Annotated in this window: 15 protein-coding genes; 1 reads left to right on the top strand and 14 read right to left on the bottom strand. The window is 64.1% G+C overall.

The window, feature by feature from the left end; translation table 11 throughout:
- Nucleotides 1–241 precede the first annotated feature (241 nt).
- The 5 genes from ADS46_RS09040 to ADS46_RS09020 all read right to left on the bottom strand — a co-directional run bounded on the left by ADS46_RS09040 (nucleotide 242) and on the right by ADS46_RS09020 (nucleotide 4,104).
- The gene (locus ADS46_RS09040) at nucleotides 242–682 is read right to left on the bottom strand and encodes a YtoQ family protein (RefSeq protein WP_066319094.1); all 441 of its coding nucleotides are present in this window, start codon (nucleotides 680–682) and stop codon (nucleotides 242–244) included.
- A 74-nt stretch (nucleotides 683–756) separates the two neighbouring features.
- The gene (gene cobF, locus ADS46_RS09035) at nucleotides 757–1,521 is read right to left on the bottom strand and encodes a precorrin-6A synthase (deacetylating) (protein WP_066319092.1); all 765 of its coding nucleotides are present in this window, start codon (nucleotides 1,519–1,521) and stop codon (nucleotides 757–759) included.
- Nucleotides 1,518–2,321 carry a precorrin-4 C(11)-methyltransferase gene (gene cobM, locus ADS46_RS09030; protein WP_066319089.1) on the bottom strand — a complete coding sequence of 268 codons (804 nt, stop codon included), beginning with the start codon at nucleotides 2,319–2,321 and terminating at the stop codon, nucleotides 1,518–1,520. Before cobM ends, cobF begins: the two co-directional genes overlap by 4 nt.
- Nucleotides 2,318–2,698 (bottom strand): cobalamin biosynthesis protein, encoded by a 381-nt coding sequence (locus tag ADS46_RS09025; RefSeq protein WP_066319256.1) that lies wholly within the window; start codon nucleotides 2,696–2,698, stop codon nucleotides 2,318–2,320. Before ADS46_RS09025 ends, cobM begins: the two co-directional genes overlap by 4 nt.
- A gap of 152 nt (nucleotides 2,699–2,850) precedes the next feature.
- Complete coding sequence (locus ADS46_RS09020; RefSeq protein WP_066319086.1) at nucleotides 2,851–4,104, bottom strand: bifunctional cobalt-precorrin-7 (C(5))-methyltransferase/cobalt-precorrin-6B (C(15))-methyltransferase; 1,254 nt, start codon at nucleotides 4,102–4,104, stop codon at nucleotides 2,851–2,853.
- Between ADS46_RS09020 and ADS46_RS09015 the strand changes: the two genes are divergently transcribed.
- Entirely contained in the window at nucleotides 4,097–4,843 is a 747-nt protein-coding gene (locus ADS46_RS09015; protein ID WP_066319084.1) for a cobalt-precorrin-6A reductase, read from the top strand. The two genes, ADS46_RS09020 and ADS46_RS09015, sit on opposite strands and share 8 nt — an antisense overlap.
- On the opposite strand, the gene cobJ is transcribed toward ADS46_RS09015, so the two are convergent.
- Genes cobJ through ADS46_RS08970 form a run of 9 tightly spaced genes read right to left on the bottom strand, consistent with a single transcriptional unit; the run spans nucleotide 4,786 to nucleotide 16,669 of the window.
- Nucleotides 4,786–5,580: a precorrin-3B C(17)-methyltransferase gene (gene cobJ, locus ADS46_RS09010; protein WP_066319081.1), complete on the bottom strand. Its 795-nt coding sequence runs from the start codon at nucleotides 5,578–5,580 to the stop codon at nucleotides 4,786–4,788. The genes ADS46_RS09015 and cobJ overlap by 58 nt on opposite strands.
- Complete coding sequence (gene cobI, locus ADS46_RS09005) at nucleotides 5,577–6,302, bottom strand: precorrin-2 C(20)-methyltransferase (protein WP_066319079.1); 726 nt, start codon at nucleotides 6,300–6,302, stop codon at nucleotides 5,577–5,579. Before cobI ends, cobJ begins: the two co-directional genes overlap by 4 nt.
- Nucleotides 6,299–6,928 (bottom strand): precorrin-8X methylmutase, encoded by a 630-nt coding sequence (locus ADS46_RS09000; protein ID WP_066319077.1) that lies wholly within the window; start codon nucleotides 6,926–6,928, stop codon nucleotides 6,299–6,301. Before ADS46_RS09000 ends, cobI begins: the two co-directional genes overlap by 4 nt.
- Nucleotides 6,912–8,063 (bottom strand): cobalamin biosynthesis protein CobG, encoded by a 1,152-nt coding sequence (locus ADS46_RS08995; protein ID WP_066319071.1) that lies wholly within the window; start codon nucleotides 8,061–8,063, stop codon nucleotides 6,912–6,914. The genes ADS46_RS09000 and ADS46_RS08995 overlap by 17 nt, the downstream gene beginning before the upstream one ends.
- On the bottom strand, nucleotides 8,053–11,904 hold the full coding sequence (gene cobN / locus ADS46_RS08990; RefSeq protein WP_066319069.1) for a cobaltochelatase subunit CobN: 3,852 nt from the start codon (nucleotides 11,902–11,904) through the stop codon (nucleotides 8,053–8,055). The genes ADS46_RS08995 and cobN overlap by 11 nt, the downstream gene beginning before the upstream one ends.
- A complete protein-coding gene (gene cobW, locus ADS46_RS08985; RefSeq protein WP_066319067.1) occupies nucleotides 11,904–13,001 on the bottom strand; it encodes a cobalamin biosynthesis protein CobW in 1,098 nt (365 codons plus the stop codon). Before cobW ends, cobN begins: the two co-directional genes overlap by 1 nt.
- Nucleotides 12,988–14,361 carry a cobyrinate a,c-diamide synthase gene (locus ADS46_RS08980; RefSeq protein WP_066319066.1) on the bottom strand — a complete coding sequence of 458 codons (1,374 nt, stop codon included), beginning with the start codon at nucleotides 14,359–14,361 and terminating at the stop codon, nucleotides 12,988–12,990. Before ADS46_RS08980 ends, cobW begins: the two co-directional genes overlap by 14 nt.
- Nucleotides 14,361–14,954 (bottom strand): cob(I)yrinic acid a,c-diamide adenosyltransferase, encoded by a 594-nt coding sequence (cobO, locus tag ADS46_RS08975; RefSeq protein WP_066319064.1) that lies wholly within the window; start codon nucleotides 14,952–14,954, stop codon nucleotides 14,361–14,363. The genes ADS46_RS08980 and cobO overlap by 1 nt, the downstream gene beginning before the upstream one ends.
- Nucleotides 14,951–16,669, bottom strand: coding sequence for an AAA family ATPase (locus tag ADS46_RS08970; protein ID WP_066319063.1), 1,719 nt, complete (start codon nucleotides 16,667–16,669; stop codon nucleotides 14,951–14,953). Before ADS46_RS08970 ends, cobO begins: the two co-directional genes overlap by 4 nt.
- Nucleotides 16,670–16,959 lie beyond the last annotated feature (290 nt).

Here is a 16,959-nt window from a genome sequence, read left to right as displayed (position 1 = left end):
CGCTGCGGGTGCCTTTTGGCTCGTTCCTCGCCAAGCGTTACGCCGCGCTACAAGCATGCAGTTATTTGATTTTAAAGGATTATAATAGTTTTATGAGCGCAACACACTCGCAATAGTGGCCTGGAACTCTATTGGGCTGGATTATTTATGGGGAGGGATCTTCGCGCTCTGAAGCGCCCTCCCACAACACCGGATCAACACCACTAATGCTGTGGTTGGGTTTGTGGGAGGCGTCTTGGGTTTAAGCTTTTAGAACGTAACGGAGGGTTTCGACCACTTGATCCGTTGTGGTACACCAGGCTTGGGCACCGGCGTCGACTTCTTTGAGCGGGTGGACGATGTCTTCGCTGTGCAGGGTGATGTAGGGCTTGGCGAGGGCGGCGCAGTAGCCTGCATCGAAGGCGGCGTTCCATTGCTTGTATTTGTCGCCGAAGCGTACGACGACCAGGTCGGCCTGTTCGATCATGGTGCGGGTGCGGATGGCGTTGACCTTGGAGGACTGGTGGTCGCGCCAGAAGCCATTTTCGGGTTTGCCGAGGTGGTCACCGGCGGCGTCCGAGGCGTCGTGATCGGTCACTGGGGCGGTGAAGACGATATCCAGGCCTGCCGCGCCGGCGCCGCGCTGGATTTCGTCGCGCCAGTCGGTGTGGATCTCGCCGGATAGATAAACGTAAAAGCTCATTGTCGCTCCTGATAACGCAGTCATTTAGTCGATACAGTTATTTTATGGAAAAACATTCCATATTGATACCGGCGTCATATCAGCGGCTGTTTAACCAGCAGGTAGATATCCATAATCCAGCCGTGCTGTTCGCGCAGGCTCGCGCGATGCTGGATGATCTCGTCACTGACCTCGCTTAGCCAGCCTTTGATCAGGCACTGTTTTTCCATGCCCAGGTAGGCGCCCCACCAGATGTAGGTATCGTCGGCGGGCAATGCGGTAAAGGCCCCGCCGCTGTCAAGCATCACGGCGACCGTGGCGGCGTCGCTTGGCCAGCCGCGTTCGCGCAGGCGGCGGCCGGTGGTTATCTGGATGGGCTCGGCCAGGGCGTTCAGCGGTATGCGGTGTTCGGCGGTGAGTACCTGCAGGCTGGTGATGCCGGGCACCACCTCGACGTCTACCTGCCGCCCGGCCGCACCCAAGCGTTCAGCGATGCGCAGGCTGCTGTCGTAAAGCGAGGGGTCGCCCCAGATCAGCATGCCGACCCGCCCGCCTTCGGGCAGGTGGCGCGCCATCAATGATGCCCACACCTCGGCAATGGCGTGGTGCCATTCATCGACGGCGCCCAGGTAATCGCCCCGCTCGCCTCGCTTAGGCAGGTCGAATTCGACGATCCGGGCCTGCTCGGGCTCGCGCAGCAGGGTTTGGCACAGCAGGCGGCGCAGGTCGACCAGGTCGCTTTTGGCTTCGCCTTTGCGCGGTAGCAGGATCAGGTCGGCGTCGTTAAGGGCGCGCACGGCGGCTAGCGTGACGTGGTCAGGGTTGCCCGTGCCGATACCGATCAGCGAAAGCGTGGTCATCCGTCTGGGCCCTCCTCGTCTGGCAGGTTGGCAAACGGCGAGTCCGCGAACTGTGGCCGAAAACGGCGATCGTAGCCCACGGCGTACAGCGCGCTCTCCTGGAAGTCCTCGCTCTCGAGCACCGGCCCAACCAGAATCAGCGCCGTGCGCTGCAGCGTGTTGGCGGCCAACGCCTCAATGGTGGATAGGCGCCCTCTGATGATTTTTTCATCGGGCCAGCTGGCTCGCCATACAATCGCCACGGGGCAGTCACTGCCATAGTACGGCGTCAGCGACGCCACCACGTTTTCGAGGTTATGAACCGACAGGTGAATCGCCAGCGTCGCGCCGGTTTGGGCAAAGTTGGCCAGGGTTTCGTTGTCCGGCATGGCACTGGCACGACCGGAGGTACGCGTCAGCACCACCGATTGCGCCACGCCCGGCAGGGTCAGCTCCTGTCCCAAGCTGGCCGCAGCGGCGGCAAAGGCGGGCACGCCGGGGGTGGTGGTGTAGGGAATCTCCAACGCGCGCAGGCGCCGGGTCTGCTCCCCCACCGCCGACCATACCGATAGATCCCCCGAGTGCAGCCGCACGACATCCTGCCCAGCCGCGTGGGCGGCCTGGATTTCCTGGACGATCTCGTCCAGCGACAACGGCGCGGTGTTGACGATGCGCGCGCCTGGCGGGCAATGTTCAAGCAGTTCTTGCGGCACCAGCGAACCTGCGTAGAGGCACACCGGACTCGCGGCAATCAGGTCGCGGCCGCGCAGCGTAATCAGGTCAGGGGCGCCTGGCCCGGCGCCGATGAAATGTACGGTCATAATGATGTTCCTATGGCGATGGCCGCCGTTGCCTGCCGGTCAGCGGCAATGTGCCGTGGGCCGAGCAGCTCTGCCCCAGGCCCGGCGGCCAACAACGCCACCGCTTCGGCCACGCTGCCTGTGCCCCGCGCCTGCAGGCTTTGCGCGGATTGTGTGAGAGTGGTGACGCTTGGCAGGCGCGCATCGGCGACCAGAATGACATTCAGGCAGCGCGCCTGGCCCAGGCTTTGCACCAGCGGGCGCATGGATTGCGTGCCCGCCAGGGCGTCGATGGCCCCAAAGCGCTGGGTCAGCGTATCGAGCAACCCTGCCAGCGAGGCGAGCGACGCACCGCGACGAAAACCAAAGCCCACGACTTTTATCTCCTGCCCGCTCATCGAACGCCCCGCCACTGCACGATGGGGTAGCTGGCCTTCCAGCCCCGGCGGGTGCCCAGCGGCGCGGCGCTGGCAAGCTCCAGGCGCAGCAGCTCGCCGCCCGCCTGCTGGTGCCAGTGGGCCANAGCCCATGACTTTTATCTCCTGCCCGCTCATCGAACGCCCCGCCACTGCACGATGGGGTAGCTGGCCTTCCAGCCCCGGCGGGTGCCCAGCGGCGCGGCGCTGGCAAGCTCCAGGCGCAGCAGCTCGCCGCCCGCCTGCTGGTGCCAGTGGGCCAGCAGCGCTTCGGACTCCAGCGTCACCGCATTAGCGACAATGCGCACGCCGCTTGGCAGAAGCTGCCATAACGCGCCTAAAAGCGCCTGGGAGAGCCCACCGCCGATAAACACCGCGTCCGGCGGTGGTGCATCGTTTAAGCGCTCAACCGCGCTGCCCTCATTTACTTCAAGCCAGTCGACGCCCAGTTGCCGAGCGTTATGGGCAGCGCGGGCCGCACGGCTGGCGTTCTGTTCAAAGCCTACCGCCTGATTGTCGGGGTGGGCCAGCAGCCACTCGATTGCAATCGAGCCCGAGCCGGTGCCGATATCCCACAGCCGTTCGCCGGGCTTGGGGGCCAACGCGGCCAGGGTCATGGCACGAATGGGTTGTTTGGTGATCTGGCCATCGTGTTCAAAAAAGCCATCGGCAAGCCCAGGCGTCAGCGGCAATGCGGGCCCTTCGCCTGCAACCTCAAGCGCTACCGCCACCGGATGCGTGATGTCATCGGGAAGCGTCGCCGCTGCCGAAAAGGCACGCACTCGCTCGAGCTCGCCATCCAGGGCTTCCAGCACCGTCAGTTTTGAATCCGCAAAACCGAACTGGCAAACCCACTGGGCAAGCTCCGCTACCGCGTCGCCGTCGCGTACCAACACCAGCACGCACCTGCCGGGATGCAGGTAGGGGCGAACGCGGGTTAACGGCTTGGCGTGCAGGCCCAGGCAGGTGCAGTCCTGAAGCGGCCAGCCCAGGCGGGAAGCCGTCAGGCTGAACGTGGAGGGCGACGGCAGCGCCTGCCATTCCTGGGGCTCAAGGTGGCTGACGATGGAGGTGCCCGCACCAAACCAGAAGGGGTCGCCGGAGGCCAGCATGACCACGCGGCGGCCGCGCTCGGCGAGCAGTTGGGGAATGCCGTCGGCAAACGGCACCGGCCATTCACGCAGCTTGGTTTTCAAGTCGGCTTTCAGGTCGGCGCTTTGGTCAATGCTCAAGGGTACAAGCAGGCGCAGGTGTCGGCGGGCGCCAAACACCACCTCGGCACGCGCGAGGGCCTCGCGGCTTGCCGCCGTGAGACCCTGTGTGCCACTCTCCCCCCAGCCTATTATCGTCAGCCAGGGAACCTCGTTACCGTTAACCACTATGAACATCCTGATTCTTGGCGGAACCTCAGAGGCCAGCGCCCTGGCCAGCCTGCTGGCCGAGCGTTCGATCCCGGCCATCTATAGTTATGCGGGGCGGGTCAGCACCCCCAAGCCGCAACCCTTGCCGACGCGTGTTGGCGGTTTTGGCGGCGTGGCTGGCCTGGTCGCGTACCTTCAGCAAGCGGGCATTACCCACCTGATTGACGCGACCCACCCTTTCGCCGAGCAGATGAGCCGCCACGCGCTGGCCGCTGCCGCGCAATGCGATATTCCCCTGATGGCATTCACCCGCCCGGCCTGGCAACCCCAGCCTGGCGATCACTGGACGCACGCTGCCAGCATCGACGAGGCAGTGGACCAGTTGGACGGCCCGCCCCAGCGCATCATGCTGGCCATCGGGCGCCAGCACCTGGAAGCCTTTGCCGCCATGCCCCAGCATCACTATGTACTGCGGCTGGTCGATCACCCAGAGCAGCCGATACCGCTGCCCCACCAGACTATCACCGTCGCGCGCGGCCCGTTTACCACGGCGGGCGATCTGGCCTTGCTCAAGGACCACGCCGTTGAGCGTCTGGTGTGCAAAAACGCCGGTGGCGACGGCGCAGTCTCCAAACTCACCGCCGCCCGCACGCTCGGCCTGCCGGTCGTCATGATCGAGCGGCCTGGGCTGCCCTCACGCCGGGAATGTCACACCGCGGATGACGTGCTGGCCTGGCTTTTGGCGCCTACCGAGCGAGGGGTATAAACCCACGGCTCGCTCGGTTCATGGCCTTGTCTTTCAATGCGCCGCGTCTGGCTGGAACCCACGATGACCAGGGTGCGCATGTCTGCCATCTCCGGCGTCCCCTCGCCCAGGGTGGTCACGCGAATCGACTCATCTGGAGTCGAGACAGCGCGGGCGAAAATGATCAGCCTATCCGGCCCGCAGGCTTCCCGCAGCACCTCAAGCGTACGCGCAAAGCCCTCCGGCCGCGCCCTGGAGCGGGGGTTGTAGAACGCCATGGCAAAGTCGCCCTCGGCGGCCAGGCGCAGGCGCTTTTCAATCAGCGCCCAGGGCTTGAGGTTGTCGGATAGATTAATGCAGCAGAAGTCGTGCCCCAGCGGCGCGCCGACGCTGGCACTGGCGGCCAGCATGGCGGAAATCCCCGGCAGCACCTGAACGTCCAGCGAGCGCCACTGGGCATCGCCTGCTTCCAAGGCTTCAAACACCGCCGAGGCCATGGCAAACACGCCCGGGTCGCCGGAGGATACTACCGCCACGCGACGGCCGTCAGCGGCCATCGTCAGCGCCTGCTCGGCCCGCTGGATTTCTTCGCGGTTGTCCGAGCCGTGGCGCACAAGCCCGGCCCTGGGCGCGACGCGTTCAACGTAGGGCACATAGCCCACCACATCGGTGGCCTCGGCGAGCACCGCCGACACCTCGGGCGTCACCAGTTGGTCGCTGCCTGGCCCCAAGCCGACGATTTTCAGCCAGCCGCTCATGGGCGTCTCCCGTGGCCGTGAATCAGCACAATCGAGAAGTAGGGCACGCTCTCGCCCACGTCCTTGAAGGGCTGGACTCGTTCCTGGCGCATGGCGGCGTATTCGATCAGCCAGGCGTCATCCTCGCGCCCGGCCTGGGCAAGCGCCCGGCGCAGCTTGTCCAGGTTGCGGCCGATTTTCATCACCACCAGGGCATCGGTCTCGGCGATGCGCTCGGCCAGGGAGGCCTCCGGCAGCGTGGCCATGACCACCGTGAGGATATCGTCGCCCCAGGTGATCGGCTGGCCGGTGGCGGTCCAGGCCGCCGACATCCCGGTGATACCCGGCACCACGGAGACCGGCACGTGGTCCAGTAGCCGGGTATAGAGATGCATGAAGGAACCGTAGAAGAACGGGTCGCCTTCGCAAAGCACCACCACATCGCGCCCCGCCTCGGCCAGTTCGATCAACAGCGCCACGCTCCGCTCATAAAAGTTGGCCAACAGCGCGTTGTATCGCGGGTCATCAAAGGGGATTTCCGTGGTGACCGGGTATTCCATGGCGAGCTCGGTGACCTCGGGGGCCAGCATGCCCTCGACGATGCTGCGCGCATGCCCGGTACGCCCTTTCTTGCGAAAATAGGCCACGTGCGAGGCGCCACGAATCAAGCGATCGGCGCGCACGCTCATCAAGTCCTGGCTTCCCGGGCCAAGGCCAACCCCGTAGATGATTCCCTGGGTCATTCTGTTCGGTCCGCAATGGCATTGAGGGCGGCGACGGTCACGGCGCTGCCGCCCAGGCGCCCCTGCACCGTGCAGCAGGGGCTCACCTGGCTCTCCCAGAGCGCCTGTTTGGATTCCGCCGCGCCGACAAAGCCCACCGGGCAGCCGATAATCGCGGCGGGCCGCGGGCAGTCAGGGTCTTCGAGCATATTGAGCAGATGAAATAGCGCCGTGGGCGCGTTGCCAATCGCCACCACTGCGCCTTCCAGATGCGGGCGCCAGAGTTCAAGCGCCGCCGCCGAGCGGGTGTTGGCCATCTCTTTGGCCAGTGCGGGCGTGCGCTCGTCATTCAGCGTGCAGATAATCGGGTTATCCGCGGGCAGGCGTTTACGTGTGATGCCTTCTGACACCATGCGGGCATCACATAAAATCGGTGCGCCGGCTTCGAGCGCTTTGCGGGCGTGGCTGACCACATCGCCTGCAAAATATATCGAGGCGGCAAGCTCTACCAGACCGGCGGCATGAATCATGCGCACGGCAATCGGCTCTTCATCGCGAGAAAACCGCCCCAGGTCTGCTTCACGGCGAATAGTGGCAAAGGACTCCCGGTAAATCGCCGGGCCGTCGGTTTCATAAATGTGGGGCACCTAAACTCTCCAAATAAGCGATTACCTCAGTCTCCGTGAGGTTTGTCTTGACCGGCGTGCTATCGGCACGGCCGTTAATTATAAGGTCAAATCTACCGGCCTGGCCGACCAAACACACGTCGGCCGGTGAGCGCCGGGCGCAGCCCTTGGCGCAGCCGGATACATGCACCGAGCCTTGGGTAACCCCACGCAGGCGCTCGGCAAGCGGCTGGGTGGCCACGCTGGCCTGCTCGCAATAGGGCGCGCCGGGGCAGGCATCAATCCGCAGGCGGGCGTCCTGTTCGTCGCTGATCAACCCGTCGATGGCCTCGGCGCTGGCACCTGCGACCCAGACACGCCGCCAGGGCGTCACCTGCAGGGCGTTAACGTCGGCAGGCGTCACCGCAGCCCTCAGCACCCTGGCAGGCACCCGCCCAAACGGCAGGCCATACACCGCGCCGTTTTCGTGCTTGCCCAGAGGCAATTGGCTGCCGGTTGCAGCGGGCCGTGCGTTGGCCGGGGCCCAGTCAGGCAGCGGCACATGATGGCGCCGCATGCGTTTGCTGTCCCAACCGCCACTGTCGACAAACCATGCCACCAAGCGGATAAGCTGTGCCACGGCGGCGTCAATCGAGCGCACTGCGGTGCCCAACGAATAACCGTCGGCGCGCACCAGCAGGCCGCCCGAATCGGCGCGTTCGATACGAAAGTCCGCCGAGGCATCGCCCAGCACCGGCGCCTTGCCTGCATCAATGGCGATCCCGACCTTGGCGGGCACCACCGGCAACTCGGGCCAACGGTCGTTAAGCGCGCTGGCGATTTTATGGGTATCGTCCCCCGCTTGCCAGCCGGGGGCCAATAGAATTTGCGGGCGACGCTCCGCTTCCGGGTCGGCATCAGTCAATTCGTGGGCGACCAGGGTCTCCATCAGGGCTGGCCAGCTCGCCTCGGTGACGCCGCGCAATTGCAGATTGGCGCGGCTGGTCAGTTCGATCAAGCCGCTGCCGTAGGCCTCCGCCGCGTCGCACAGCGCCAGTACCTGACCACGCTCAAGCTGGCCCAGCCGTGGGCGCACACGCACCAGTAAACCATCGCCGGTTGCCATCGGTTGCCAGGCACCGGGGCACCAGCCCTTGATGCGAGGCTCAGCCGACATCCGCCGCGACCTCCTTGGCCTCGTCCATTTCCAGCAGCAGGTCTTTCAACGCGTCGCCCTGCTCACCGGGCGCCTGCCACATGCCGCGCTGGGCGGCTTCGAGCAGGCGTTCGGCCATTTCTTCCAGCGCCGAGGGGTTATGCTCGCGCAGGAACTGCTGATTGGCGTCATCCAGCACCAGCGCATCGGTGACCTGGGCGTACTGATAGTCAGCGACCAGGTCGGTGGTGGCATCGTAGGCGAATAGATAGTCGACCGTGGCCGCCATCTCGAAGCCGCCTTTATAGCCGTGCTCGCGCATGGCGTTGATCCACTTGGGATTGAGTACCCTCGAGCGAATCACCTTGGCAAGCTCCTCTTTCAGCGTGCGAACCTTGGGCTGGGCCGGGTTGGCGTGGTCGGCGTGGTAGATCGCCGGGGTTTGCCCGCTCAGCGAGCGGCTGGCATTGGCCATGCCGCCCTGGAAGGCGTAGTAGCTGTTGGAATCGAGGATATCGTGCTCGCGGTTATCCTGGTTCTGCATCACCGCTTCCAGGCCTTTAAGCTGCTGCTCGAAGGCATCCGGGGCGGCGGTGCCAGACTCGGCAAACTGCCCGTAGGCGTAGGCGCCATTATCCAGGTAGGCCTGTGCCAGGTCATCGGCATTTTCCCAGGCGCCGTTGTCGATCAGCCGGTTAAGGCCGGTACCGTACTCCCCTGGCTTGCTGCCAAAGATCCGATAGCCTGCCTGCTGGGCGGCCATTTCGGGGCTCAGCCCCTGGTTTTCCAGCACCTGCTGGCGGGCCATCACCGCATCACGAATGGTGTTGCTGTTGCCCGGTTCGGCGTAGCTGGCCACCGCCTGTACCGCCGCATCGAACAGCCGGATCACGTTGGGAAAGGCATCGCGGAAGAAGCCAGAAACCCGCAGAGTAACGTCCACCCGCGGACGGTTGAGCAGCATCGAGGGAATCACCTCGATATCGATCACCCGCTGGGAGCCCAGCGACCAGATGGGGCGTACGCCCATCAGCGCAAAGGCCTGGGCAATGTCATCGCCACCGGTGCGCATGGTGGCGGTCCCCCAGATGGAGAGCCCCAGGCGGCGGGGGTAGTCGCCGTTATCCTGCAGATAGCGCTCGACAAACGCCTGGGCAGATTTTTCGCCCAGCGTCCAGGCGGCGGGCGATGGAATCGAGCGGTTGTCCACGCTGAAAAAATTGCGCCCGGTGGGCAGCGTATCCAGCCGGCCGCGGCTGGGGGCGCCGCTGGGCCCCGGGGGGACAAACAGGCCGCTAAGCCCATCAAGCAGTGAGCTGATTTCAAGCTCGGCGCTCTGCTGAAGCGCGACCCATAGCTGGTCCCGGGCGTAGCGCAGCTGCTCGGCGGTCGCGGGATAGTGGGCGGCCAACGCCTCCAGACTGCCCGGCGCGACCACGTACGCCTCGACGAGCTGGTGGGCCAGCGCCTCCAGCCGCTCGCGGGTGTCGTTGCCGCTGCGCCAGGCGGCGCTATCCAGCTCGCGCAGCACGTTTGGCCGCGGCCCCGTCCAGGGCTCGGCGTCGGCCTTCAGCGGGTCAAAGGGCGCTTGGCCTGCTGCGTGCAAGGCCAGGTCATCGGCCAGGTTATGCAACAGGCCGCGCTGGGCAATGCTTTCACCTCTCGGCAAGCGCAGCAGCGCCACCAGGGTGCCGACCACTTTATCCTGGGGCGGCAGCGTGCCGAGAATGTGCAAGCCGTGACGAATCTGCGATTCCTTGATGTCGCATAGGAAGGTATCCAGCTCGTTCAGGATCAGCGCTTCGTCCTGGCTGTCGACCGCCTTGGTCAACTCCTGGTCGATGCCGGTCTCGCGCAGGTGCTCAAGAATCTGCTCGCGGATTAACGCCTCGCGCCGGGGGTCCATATCCAGCGCCTGGTAATATTCGTCGGTGAGCGCTTCCAGCCGGGCCATATCGCCATACAGCTCGGCGCGGGCCAGGGGTGGCATCAGGTGGTCGATAATCACCGCCTGGCTGCGCCGCTTGGCCTGGGCGCCCTCGCCCGGGTCATTGACGATAAACGGGTAGAAATGCGGCACCGGCCCGAGCGCAATATCCGGCCAGCAATCAGCGCTAAGCGCACTGCTTTTACCCGGCAGCCACTCAAGGTTGCCGTGCTTGCCCACGTGAATCACCGCTTCCACCTGGTAGTGCTCGCGCAGCCAAAAGTAGAACGCCAGATAGCTATGCGGCGGCGCCAGCTGCATATCGTGGTAGGACTGGGTCAGGTCGTCGATAAAGTCGCGTTCGGGCTGGATACCCACGAAGGTGTCGCCCAGCCGGATACCCGAGATCATCAGCCGCCCCTGGCGGCATTTGGGGTCATCATCGGGCGCCCCCCAGCGCGTCCATACCGTTTCCTGCAGCTCGGCGGGCAGGGTTTGAAACCAGGCCAGGTAGTCGTCAACGCTAATGCTTTGCCAGCACATGCGCTGGTCGATGACATTGCGGTCATTGGTCACCGCCCCCTGCAGCAGGCGGATCAGGTCATCGCCACTGTCGGGCAGGTCGCTGACCGGGTAACCCGCGGATTGCAGCGCGGTTAATATCTGCAACGTCGAGGCGGGCGTATCCAGCCCGACGCCATTGCCAATCCGGCCATCGCGGTTGGGGTAATTCGCCAGCACCAGCGCCAGCCGTTTGGCGTGATTGGGGGTGGTGCGCAAGTGGCAGAACCGGCGCGCCAGTTTGGCGACAAACTCAGCGCGCTCCGGGTGCAGGGCGTGGTGGGTCACCGATAGCTGGCTGCGTTCGTTATACAGCGCTTCCGCCTTGAAGCCCACGGCACGGGTGATCACCCGGCCATCCATTTCTGGCAGTACAATCTGCATCGCCACATCCCGGCTTCTCAGCCCGGCGGCCGAGGCCTGCCAATCCTCCATGGTGCTGCTGGAAAGAATCGCCTGCAGGATCACCGGCTGGCCGACGAACACGCTCTCGGGAATCGCCCCGCCCAGCGGGTAGGTGTCATCGGAATTGCGGTTGATCGAGAAGCTGGTGGTGTTGACCACCAGCATGGCGCCGGTCTGCTCGATCAGGTGATTGATAAAGGCAATGCAGTCGGCCTCTTTCAACGAGGCAACGGCGATGGCGAGTGGCTCGAGTCCCTGCCCTTTAAGCGCTTCGATCATGCCATCGACGACCAGGGTATTGGCGCCCTGCAGGTGGCTGCGGTAGAACAGCAGCAGGCACACCGGCCGTTCCGGCTGCTGGTTGGCCCGCCATTCGCTCAGGCTCATCACCTGGCGCCCCGTCTGGCTTGCGGCATCGCTTGGCGCATAGATCACCGCCGCGGGCACCACCTTGGGTTCCTTCCAGGTGGTGGGCAACGCCAGGCACTCGCTGCCCAGGTAGCGCAGCAGCTGCTCGGCGTTATCCACGCCGCCTTCGCGCAGGTAGCGCCATACCCGATAGGCGCTGTCATAGTCGACGCTCGAAGCTTCCAGCAGCGCGTCGTCCGGGGCATCGCAGCCGGGCACCAGGATCAACTGGCGGCCGGGCTTGGCGTTCAGCCAGGCCAGCAGGCGTTCGTAGCCGTATTGCCAGTAGGCCTGCCCGCCCAGCATCGACACGACCACCAACTGCGCCTTTTCCAGCACCCGATCCTCGTAGAGGTCGTAGGCGGCGGGCTTGACCAGGTTCATCCAGTTGGCCAGACGCACCGACGGATAGCGCTCGCCCAGGCGATCGATCGCCTGGGCCAGGGCCGAGAGGTTGCTGTCGGCGGCCGAGAGAATCACGACATCCGCGGGGCTTTGTTGAAGATCGACAATGCCTTCATCATCAACAAAGCCACCGGGTTTGGCGGCAAAAAGGTGCATTAGGCGGCTGTTGTTACCTCTGCTTCGGCAAGCGCTTCACGCAGCGCATCGCTGTCCAGCGACTTGCCAATGATGACCAGTTGGGTTTGACGCGTTTCACCTTCCGCCCAGAGACGGTCGAAGTAGCCATCCAGACGTTCACCCACGGCCTGGATCACCCGGCGCATCGGCTTGCCGGGAATCGCCGCAAAGCCTTTGGCACGGTAGATTTCCTGGGTTTTGACAATGTGCTGCAGCTTGGCCGCCAGCAGGTCGCCGTCGACTTCGCCCAGGCTGATTACGCAGGAATCAAAGTTGTCGTGGGCATGGTCGTGATGCGCGCCCTCAGCGTGATGCTTGTCGTGGTGATTGGTGATCAGGTCGATGCTCGCTTCGCTGGCCGCCCCGATGCCCATCAGGGCTTCCAGTTGAACGGTATTGGTGGCCAGGGTTTGATCGACAAACAGGTACTTCACCGATTCCGGCACACGCGCCTGAATCAACGCCTCGACCCGCGCCTTGTCGTCCGGGCTGAGCAGGTCCGTCTTGCTGACCAGCACCAGATCGGCCGCGCTTAGCTGGTCGTCGAGCAGTTCCTGCAGGCTGGGGTCGTGATCCAGGCTTTCATCGGCCTGGCGCTGGGCTTCTACCTTGGCAACATCGCTGGCATAGCGGCCAGAGGCCACGGCGGGGCCGTCAATTACGGTAATGATGGCATCGACAGTGCAGTGCTGGCGCACCTCCGGCCAGTTAAACGCCTGCACCAGCGGCTTGGGCAGCGCCAGGCCGCTGGTTTCGATCAGAATGTGATCGATATCGTCGCGGCGGGCGACCAGCTTTTTCATCACCGGTAGAAATTCCTCTTCTACCGTGCAGCAGATACAGCCGTTGGCCAGCTCAAAGATGCCGCTGTCGTCGCCTTCCACCGCCTGACCGTCTTCGCAGTCGAGGGCACAGCCGCGCAGCAGGCTTGAGTCGATGTCCTGCTCGCCGAATTCATTGACGATCACGGCAATTCGCTTGCCGGTCACCTGGCGCAGAATGCTTGCCAGCAGGGTGGTTTTACCGCTGCCCAAAAAGCCGGTGACCACGGTGGCGGGTATCTTATTTAACTGCATGGGTCTCGTCCTCAGGTTCGATAGGCTGACGCGCTGGCGACGCTTTGCCGCTAAACAGCAGCGCGATCGCGGCAGGGTTGTTGGCAAAAAACAGGTGCAAGTAGGTGGCCGTCAATCCACGCTCACGAAAAATGGCCTCCCCGGGCGCAGGGTGGCGCTGGCGGCGGCCGTGGGCGATGGGCTCAGGCGTTCCTTCGGCCATCGACCGATGGTGGGCATGGCCGCGCACCGGGCCTTCGGGCAACGCGGCGGTTTGCATCCCCTGGCAGCCCCGACGCCCGCGCATGGCACCGTGCCCCGGCAGCAGGCCCAGCATGGTGTGGGTGGTGTCGTCGTAGTCGGTCAGGGTTTCCAGGCAGTAAAGCAGCCCACCACACTCGGCCAGAATCGGCTTGTCGTCGGCAAAAAACTGCCTGATCGCCGCGTGCATGGCCGAATTGGCCGCCAGGGTCGCGGCGTGGATTTCCGGGTAGCCCCCGGGTAGCCACAGCGCATCGCAGCTGGGCAAGGCGCTGTCGGTGAGCGGCGAGAAAAAGCGCAGCTGCGCGCCCATCTGCTCGAGCAGGTCCAGGTTGGCCTGGTAAATGAAGCTGAACGCGGCGTCTTGGGCCACGCCGATGGTGCACCCGGCAAGCGACGGCAAGTCGGCGGTCACGACGTCTGCCGGGGCAGTAAAGGTCACCGGCGGCAGCGCAAGCAGCGTCTGGGGCAGGTTTTCCGCCTCGATAACGCTTGCGCCCTTTTCAAAGCGCACTTCCAGGTCATCCCGAATTTCGTCGGCCTGCACCAGGCCTAGATGGCGCTCGGGCAGCGACAGCTCCGGGTTGCGCGCGATGGCAGCGAGCAGTGGGATACCCTGCGGCAGGGTGGTCTCGATCAGCTCGCGGTGGCGCTCGGAGCCGCAACTGTTGGCGATAAGCCCGACAATGCGGATATCGTCGCGAAAGCCCGCCAGCCCCGCCAGGAGTGCGCCCGCGGTTTGCGCCATGCCTTTGACGTCCATCACCACCACCATGGGCAAGCCAAACCGGGCGGCCAGGTCGGCACTGGAAGGCTCGCCGTCAAACAGGCCCATGGCGCCTTCGACTAATATCATGTCCGCCGTCTGGGCGGCTTCGTAAAAGCGCTGGCGGCAGTAGGCATCGCCCGCCATCCACAGGTCCAGTTGATCCACTGGCTGACCGGCGGCTTGCGCCAGCACCTGGGGGTCCAGGTAGTCGGGGCCGGTTTTAAACACGCGCACCACCTTGCCCTGGTTGCGCAGCGCCCTGGCCAGCGCGGCGGTAAAGGTGGTCTTGCCCTGCCCCGAAGAAGGCGCGGCAATAAACAGCGCCGGGCAGCTTGCAGTGGGTGTGCTCATCAGTATTCGATCCCCGCCTGGGCTTTAACACCGCCACGAAAGGCGTGACGCTCGTCCTTCACCGTGCTGATGGTGTCGGCGATTTCCTGAAGCGGCGTCGCCATGGTGCGCCCTGTGATGATCACGTTTTGATGCGCGGGGCGTTGGTTAAGCGCTTCGACCACCGGCAGCGGGTCGAGGTAGCCGTACTTGAACATGTAGCTCATTTCATCGAGGACGATGAGGTGGTAGTCAGGGTTCTCGAGCAGCCCCTTGGCCACCGCCCAGGCCGACTGGGCAGCTTCAATATCGCGCTCGCGGTCCTGGGTTTCCCAGGTAAACCCCTGACCCATGATGTGCCAGTCAAGGTTGGGCTGGTCGCGGAAAAACAGGTATTCGCCGGTTTCACGGCGGCCCTTGATAAACTGGATCACCGCGCAGCGTTGCCCGTGACCCAGCGCCCGCGCCAGGGTGCCCAGCGCCGAGCTGCTTTTGCCCTTGCCGTTGCCTTTCAGCAGGATCAACACCCCGCGCTCTTCCGTGGCGCGGCTGATGCGCTCGTCGACCACGTCCTTTTTGCGCTGCATGCGGTGGGTATGGCGATCGTCAGTCATGGCGTTTCCTGTCCAGAAAAAGGTGTCGCGTAGCGCGCCCCCAGTTGCTGGGCGATGCGTGCGCCCTGGCCGCGCTTGATTTTCGATGACTCGGTATCCAGCAGGACACAGTCGCCCAGCGGGCCGAGGTCGGCGACGGATTCGCGGGTACGGCCGTCGGTAATCAGATAGGTGCGGATGTGCAGACCAGGTTCACGGCGCTGCCACTGATGGATCAGGCGCTTCGCCTCGATCACCGCCTCGCGCAGCGGCGTGCCGCCGCCGCCGGTGGCGGCCTCCAGCGCCGCCTCTACACGCTTGGGCGCACGTTGCCGGGAGAGCAGAGGCACCACGCCGCCGTTGCCGAACCCGACGACGGCGACCTGTTCGCGTGCCGCGTAGGCCTGGCGCACCAGCGATTCTACGAGCCCCTTTGCCTGGCCCAGCAGGCGCTGCCCCAGGGTGGAGCCAGAGGTATCCAGCAACACCAGATGCGCCCTTGGCTGCCCGGCCTGTGTCTTGCGCATTTTAAGCGTTCGCCAGGGCCACTGGCCGCGGTTGGCGATCAGGGTGCCAAAGCCGTCCAGACGAGACGTTTCAGTCCGCGAGCGTCCCTTGCCTGATACCTGCCCTTTTTCACCGGACGCCGGAGTCGCCGCCGTTTTCGCCTGACCAACACCGTTTGGCGTATCCGCCAGTTCAGGCGCTGCCTGCTGAATGGTTGACTGAGCCTGGGGCGGCATGGCACCCCACTGCCCCTGTTCGCCGCGCTGCTCGGATGATCCGCCGGTCGACGCACCAGTCGTTGATGACGAACCGCCCTCGCCTCCCGAAGGCGGTGTCTTCGGCGGCGAAGAAGGCGGGGTTTGCTCGGGCGATTGGGTACGCCGATGGTCCAGCACCCACGGCTCGACGGTATCGATATCCTGCTGCGCCACTTCGCTTGCACCGCGCCAGGCGGCGTGGGCGCGGGCGGCGCGATGCCAGGTCACGTCGGCTCGCAACCCTTCCACACCGGCGGTTTCACAGCGCGAGGCGATGGTGTGATACACCCATGACGGGGTAATGACATCCACCAGTTGGCGCTGGGCCTGATGAATCTGCTCGGTCAGTGCGGCCTGGGCCTCCTCGAAGCCACGGGCCGCCCCCGCAGGGTCGCGGTCAAAGGCTTCGCGCTGCTGGACGATGGCGATACGTTCTTCCACGCTGATGCTCGCGGCCTGGTCGATACACAGCCCAAAACGATCCAGCAACTGCGGGCGTAGCTCGCCTTCATCCGGGTTCATGGTGCCAATCAGGCTGAAGCGCGCCGGGTGGGAGTGGCTGATACCGTCACGCTCGACGATGTTCGTTCCGCTGGCGGCCACATCCAGCAGCAAATCGACCAGGGTATCCGGCAGCAGATTGACCTCGTCCACATACAGCACGCCGCCATCGGCTTTAGCGAGCAGCCCGGCATGAAAGGTGGCTTCGCCATTGGCCAGCACCTTTTGCAGATCCAGACTGCCGACCAGCCTGTCTTCACTGGCGCCCAGGGGCAGAGTCACAAAAGGAGCACGCTGCCCGTCGCTATCGCCAGGTAAAATAGCGGCCAGAGCCCTTGCCAAGGTCGACTTGGCGCTACCTCTTGGCCCACTAACCAGCACCCCACCGATACGCGGATTAATGGCATTAAGGATCAGCGCGGTTTTCAGCGCTTCCTGGCCAACCACCGCCGCAAAGGGAAACTCACTCACCGGCACCTCCCGTGCTGGCCAAGCCGGTCAGCCGGTCAACATCCGCCAGCTGATTTGATGGCTGCGAGACTTGAATATGATTCATGGCGATTAGCTGAGGGATAATAAAACCATTCATAAAGAAGTGGGAATATAAAAGGTGTTCAGTATAGAGGAAGGCATGGCGGCGAGGCCAATTTGTTACAAGCTATTAACTTTGCGAAGGCATATATCAGCTGACGCTAAGAATGCCGTCGGATTTTTACACGCCTTCGGAATAAATGTTATAACATTGCTTTTATGGTAGGGTT

Origin of the sequence: Halomonas sp. G11 (assembly GCF_001663515.1) — a bacterium.
Lineage (GTDB): Bacteria > Pseudomonadota > Gammaproteobacteria > Pseudomonadales > Halomonadaceae > Vreelandella.
This window is presented reverse-complemented; position numbering and strand designations above follow the sequence as displayed.

Excerpts from the sequence above, each read along its gene's own strand:
- cobW (WP_066319067.1), bottom strand. The coding sequence starts at position 13,001 with ATGCAGTTAAATAAGATACCCGCCACCGTGGTCACCGGCTTTTTGGGC.
- ADS46_RS09040 (WP_066319094.1), bottom strand. The coding sequence starts at position 682 with ATGAGCTTTTACGTTTATCTATCCGGCGAGATCCACACCGACTGGCGC.
- ADS46_RS08995 (WP_066319071.1), bottom strand. The coding sequence starts at position 8,063 with ATGTCGGCTGAGCCTCGCATCAAGGGCTGGTGCCCCGGTGCCTGGCAA.
- cobO (WP_066319064.1), bottom strand. The coding sequence starts at position 14,954 with ATGACTGACGATCGCCATACCCACCGCATGCAGCGCAAAAAGGACGTG.
- ADS46_RS09020 (WP_066319086.1), bottom strand. The coding sequence starts at position 4,104 with ATGTTCATAGTGGTTAACGGTAACGAGGTTCCCTGGCTGACGATAATA.
- cobN (WP_066319069.1), bottom strand. The coding sequence starts at position 11,904 with ATGCACCTTTTTGCCGCCAAACCCGGTGGCTTTGTTGATGATGAAGGC.
- cobJ (WP_066319081.1), bottom strand. The coding sequence starts at position 5,580 with ATGAGCGGCTGGCTGAAAATCGTCGGCTTGGGGCCAGGCAGCGACCAA.
- cobI (WP_066319079.1), bottom strand. The coding sequence starts at position 6,302 with ATGACCCAGGGAATCATCTACGGGGTTGGCCTTGGCCCGGGAAGCCAG.
- cobM (WP_066319089.1), bottom strand. The coding sequence starts at position 2,321 with ATGACCGTACATTTCATCGGCGCCGGGCCAGGCGCCCCTGACCTGATT.
- cobF (WP_066319092.1), bottom strand. The coding sequence starts at position 1,521 with ATGACCACGCTTTCGCTGATCGGTATCGGCACGGGCAACCCTGACCAC.
- ADS46_RS09025 (WP_066319256.1), bottom strand. The coding sequence starts at position 2,698 with ATGAGCGGGCAGGAGATAAAAGTCGTGGGCTTTGGTTTTCGTCGCGGT.
- ADS46_RS09015 (WP_066319084.1), top strand. The coding sequence starts at position 4,097 with ATGAACATCCTGATTCTTGGCGGAACCTCAGAGGCCAGCGCCCTGGCC.
- ADS46_RS08980 (WP_066319066.1), bottom strand. The coding sequence starts at position 14,361 with ATGAGCACACCCACTGCAAGCTGCCCGGCGCTGTTTATTGCCGCGCCT.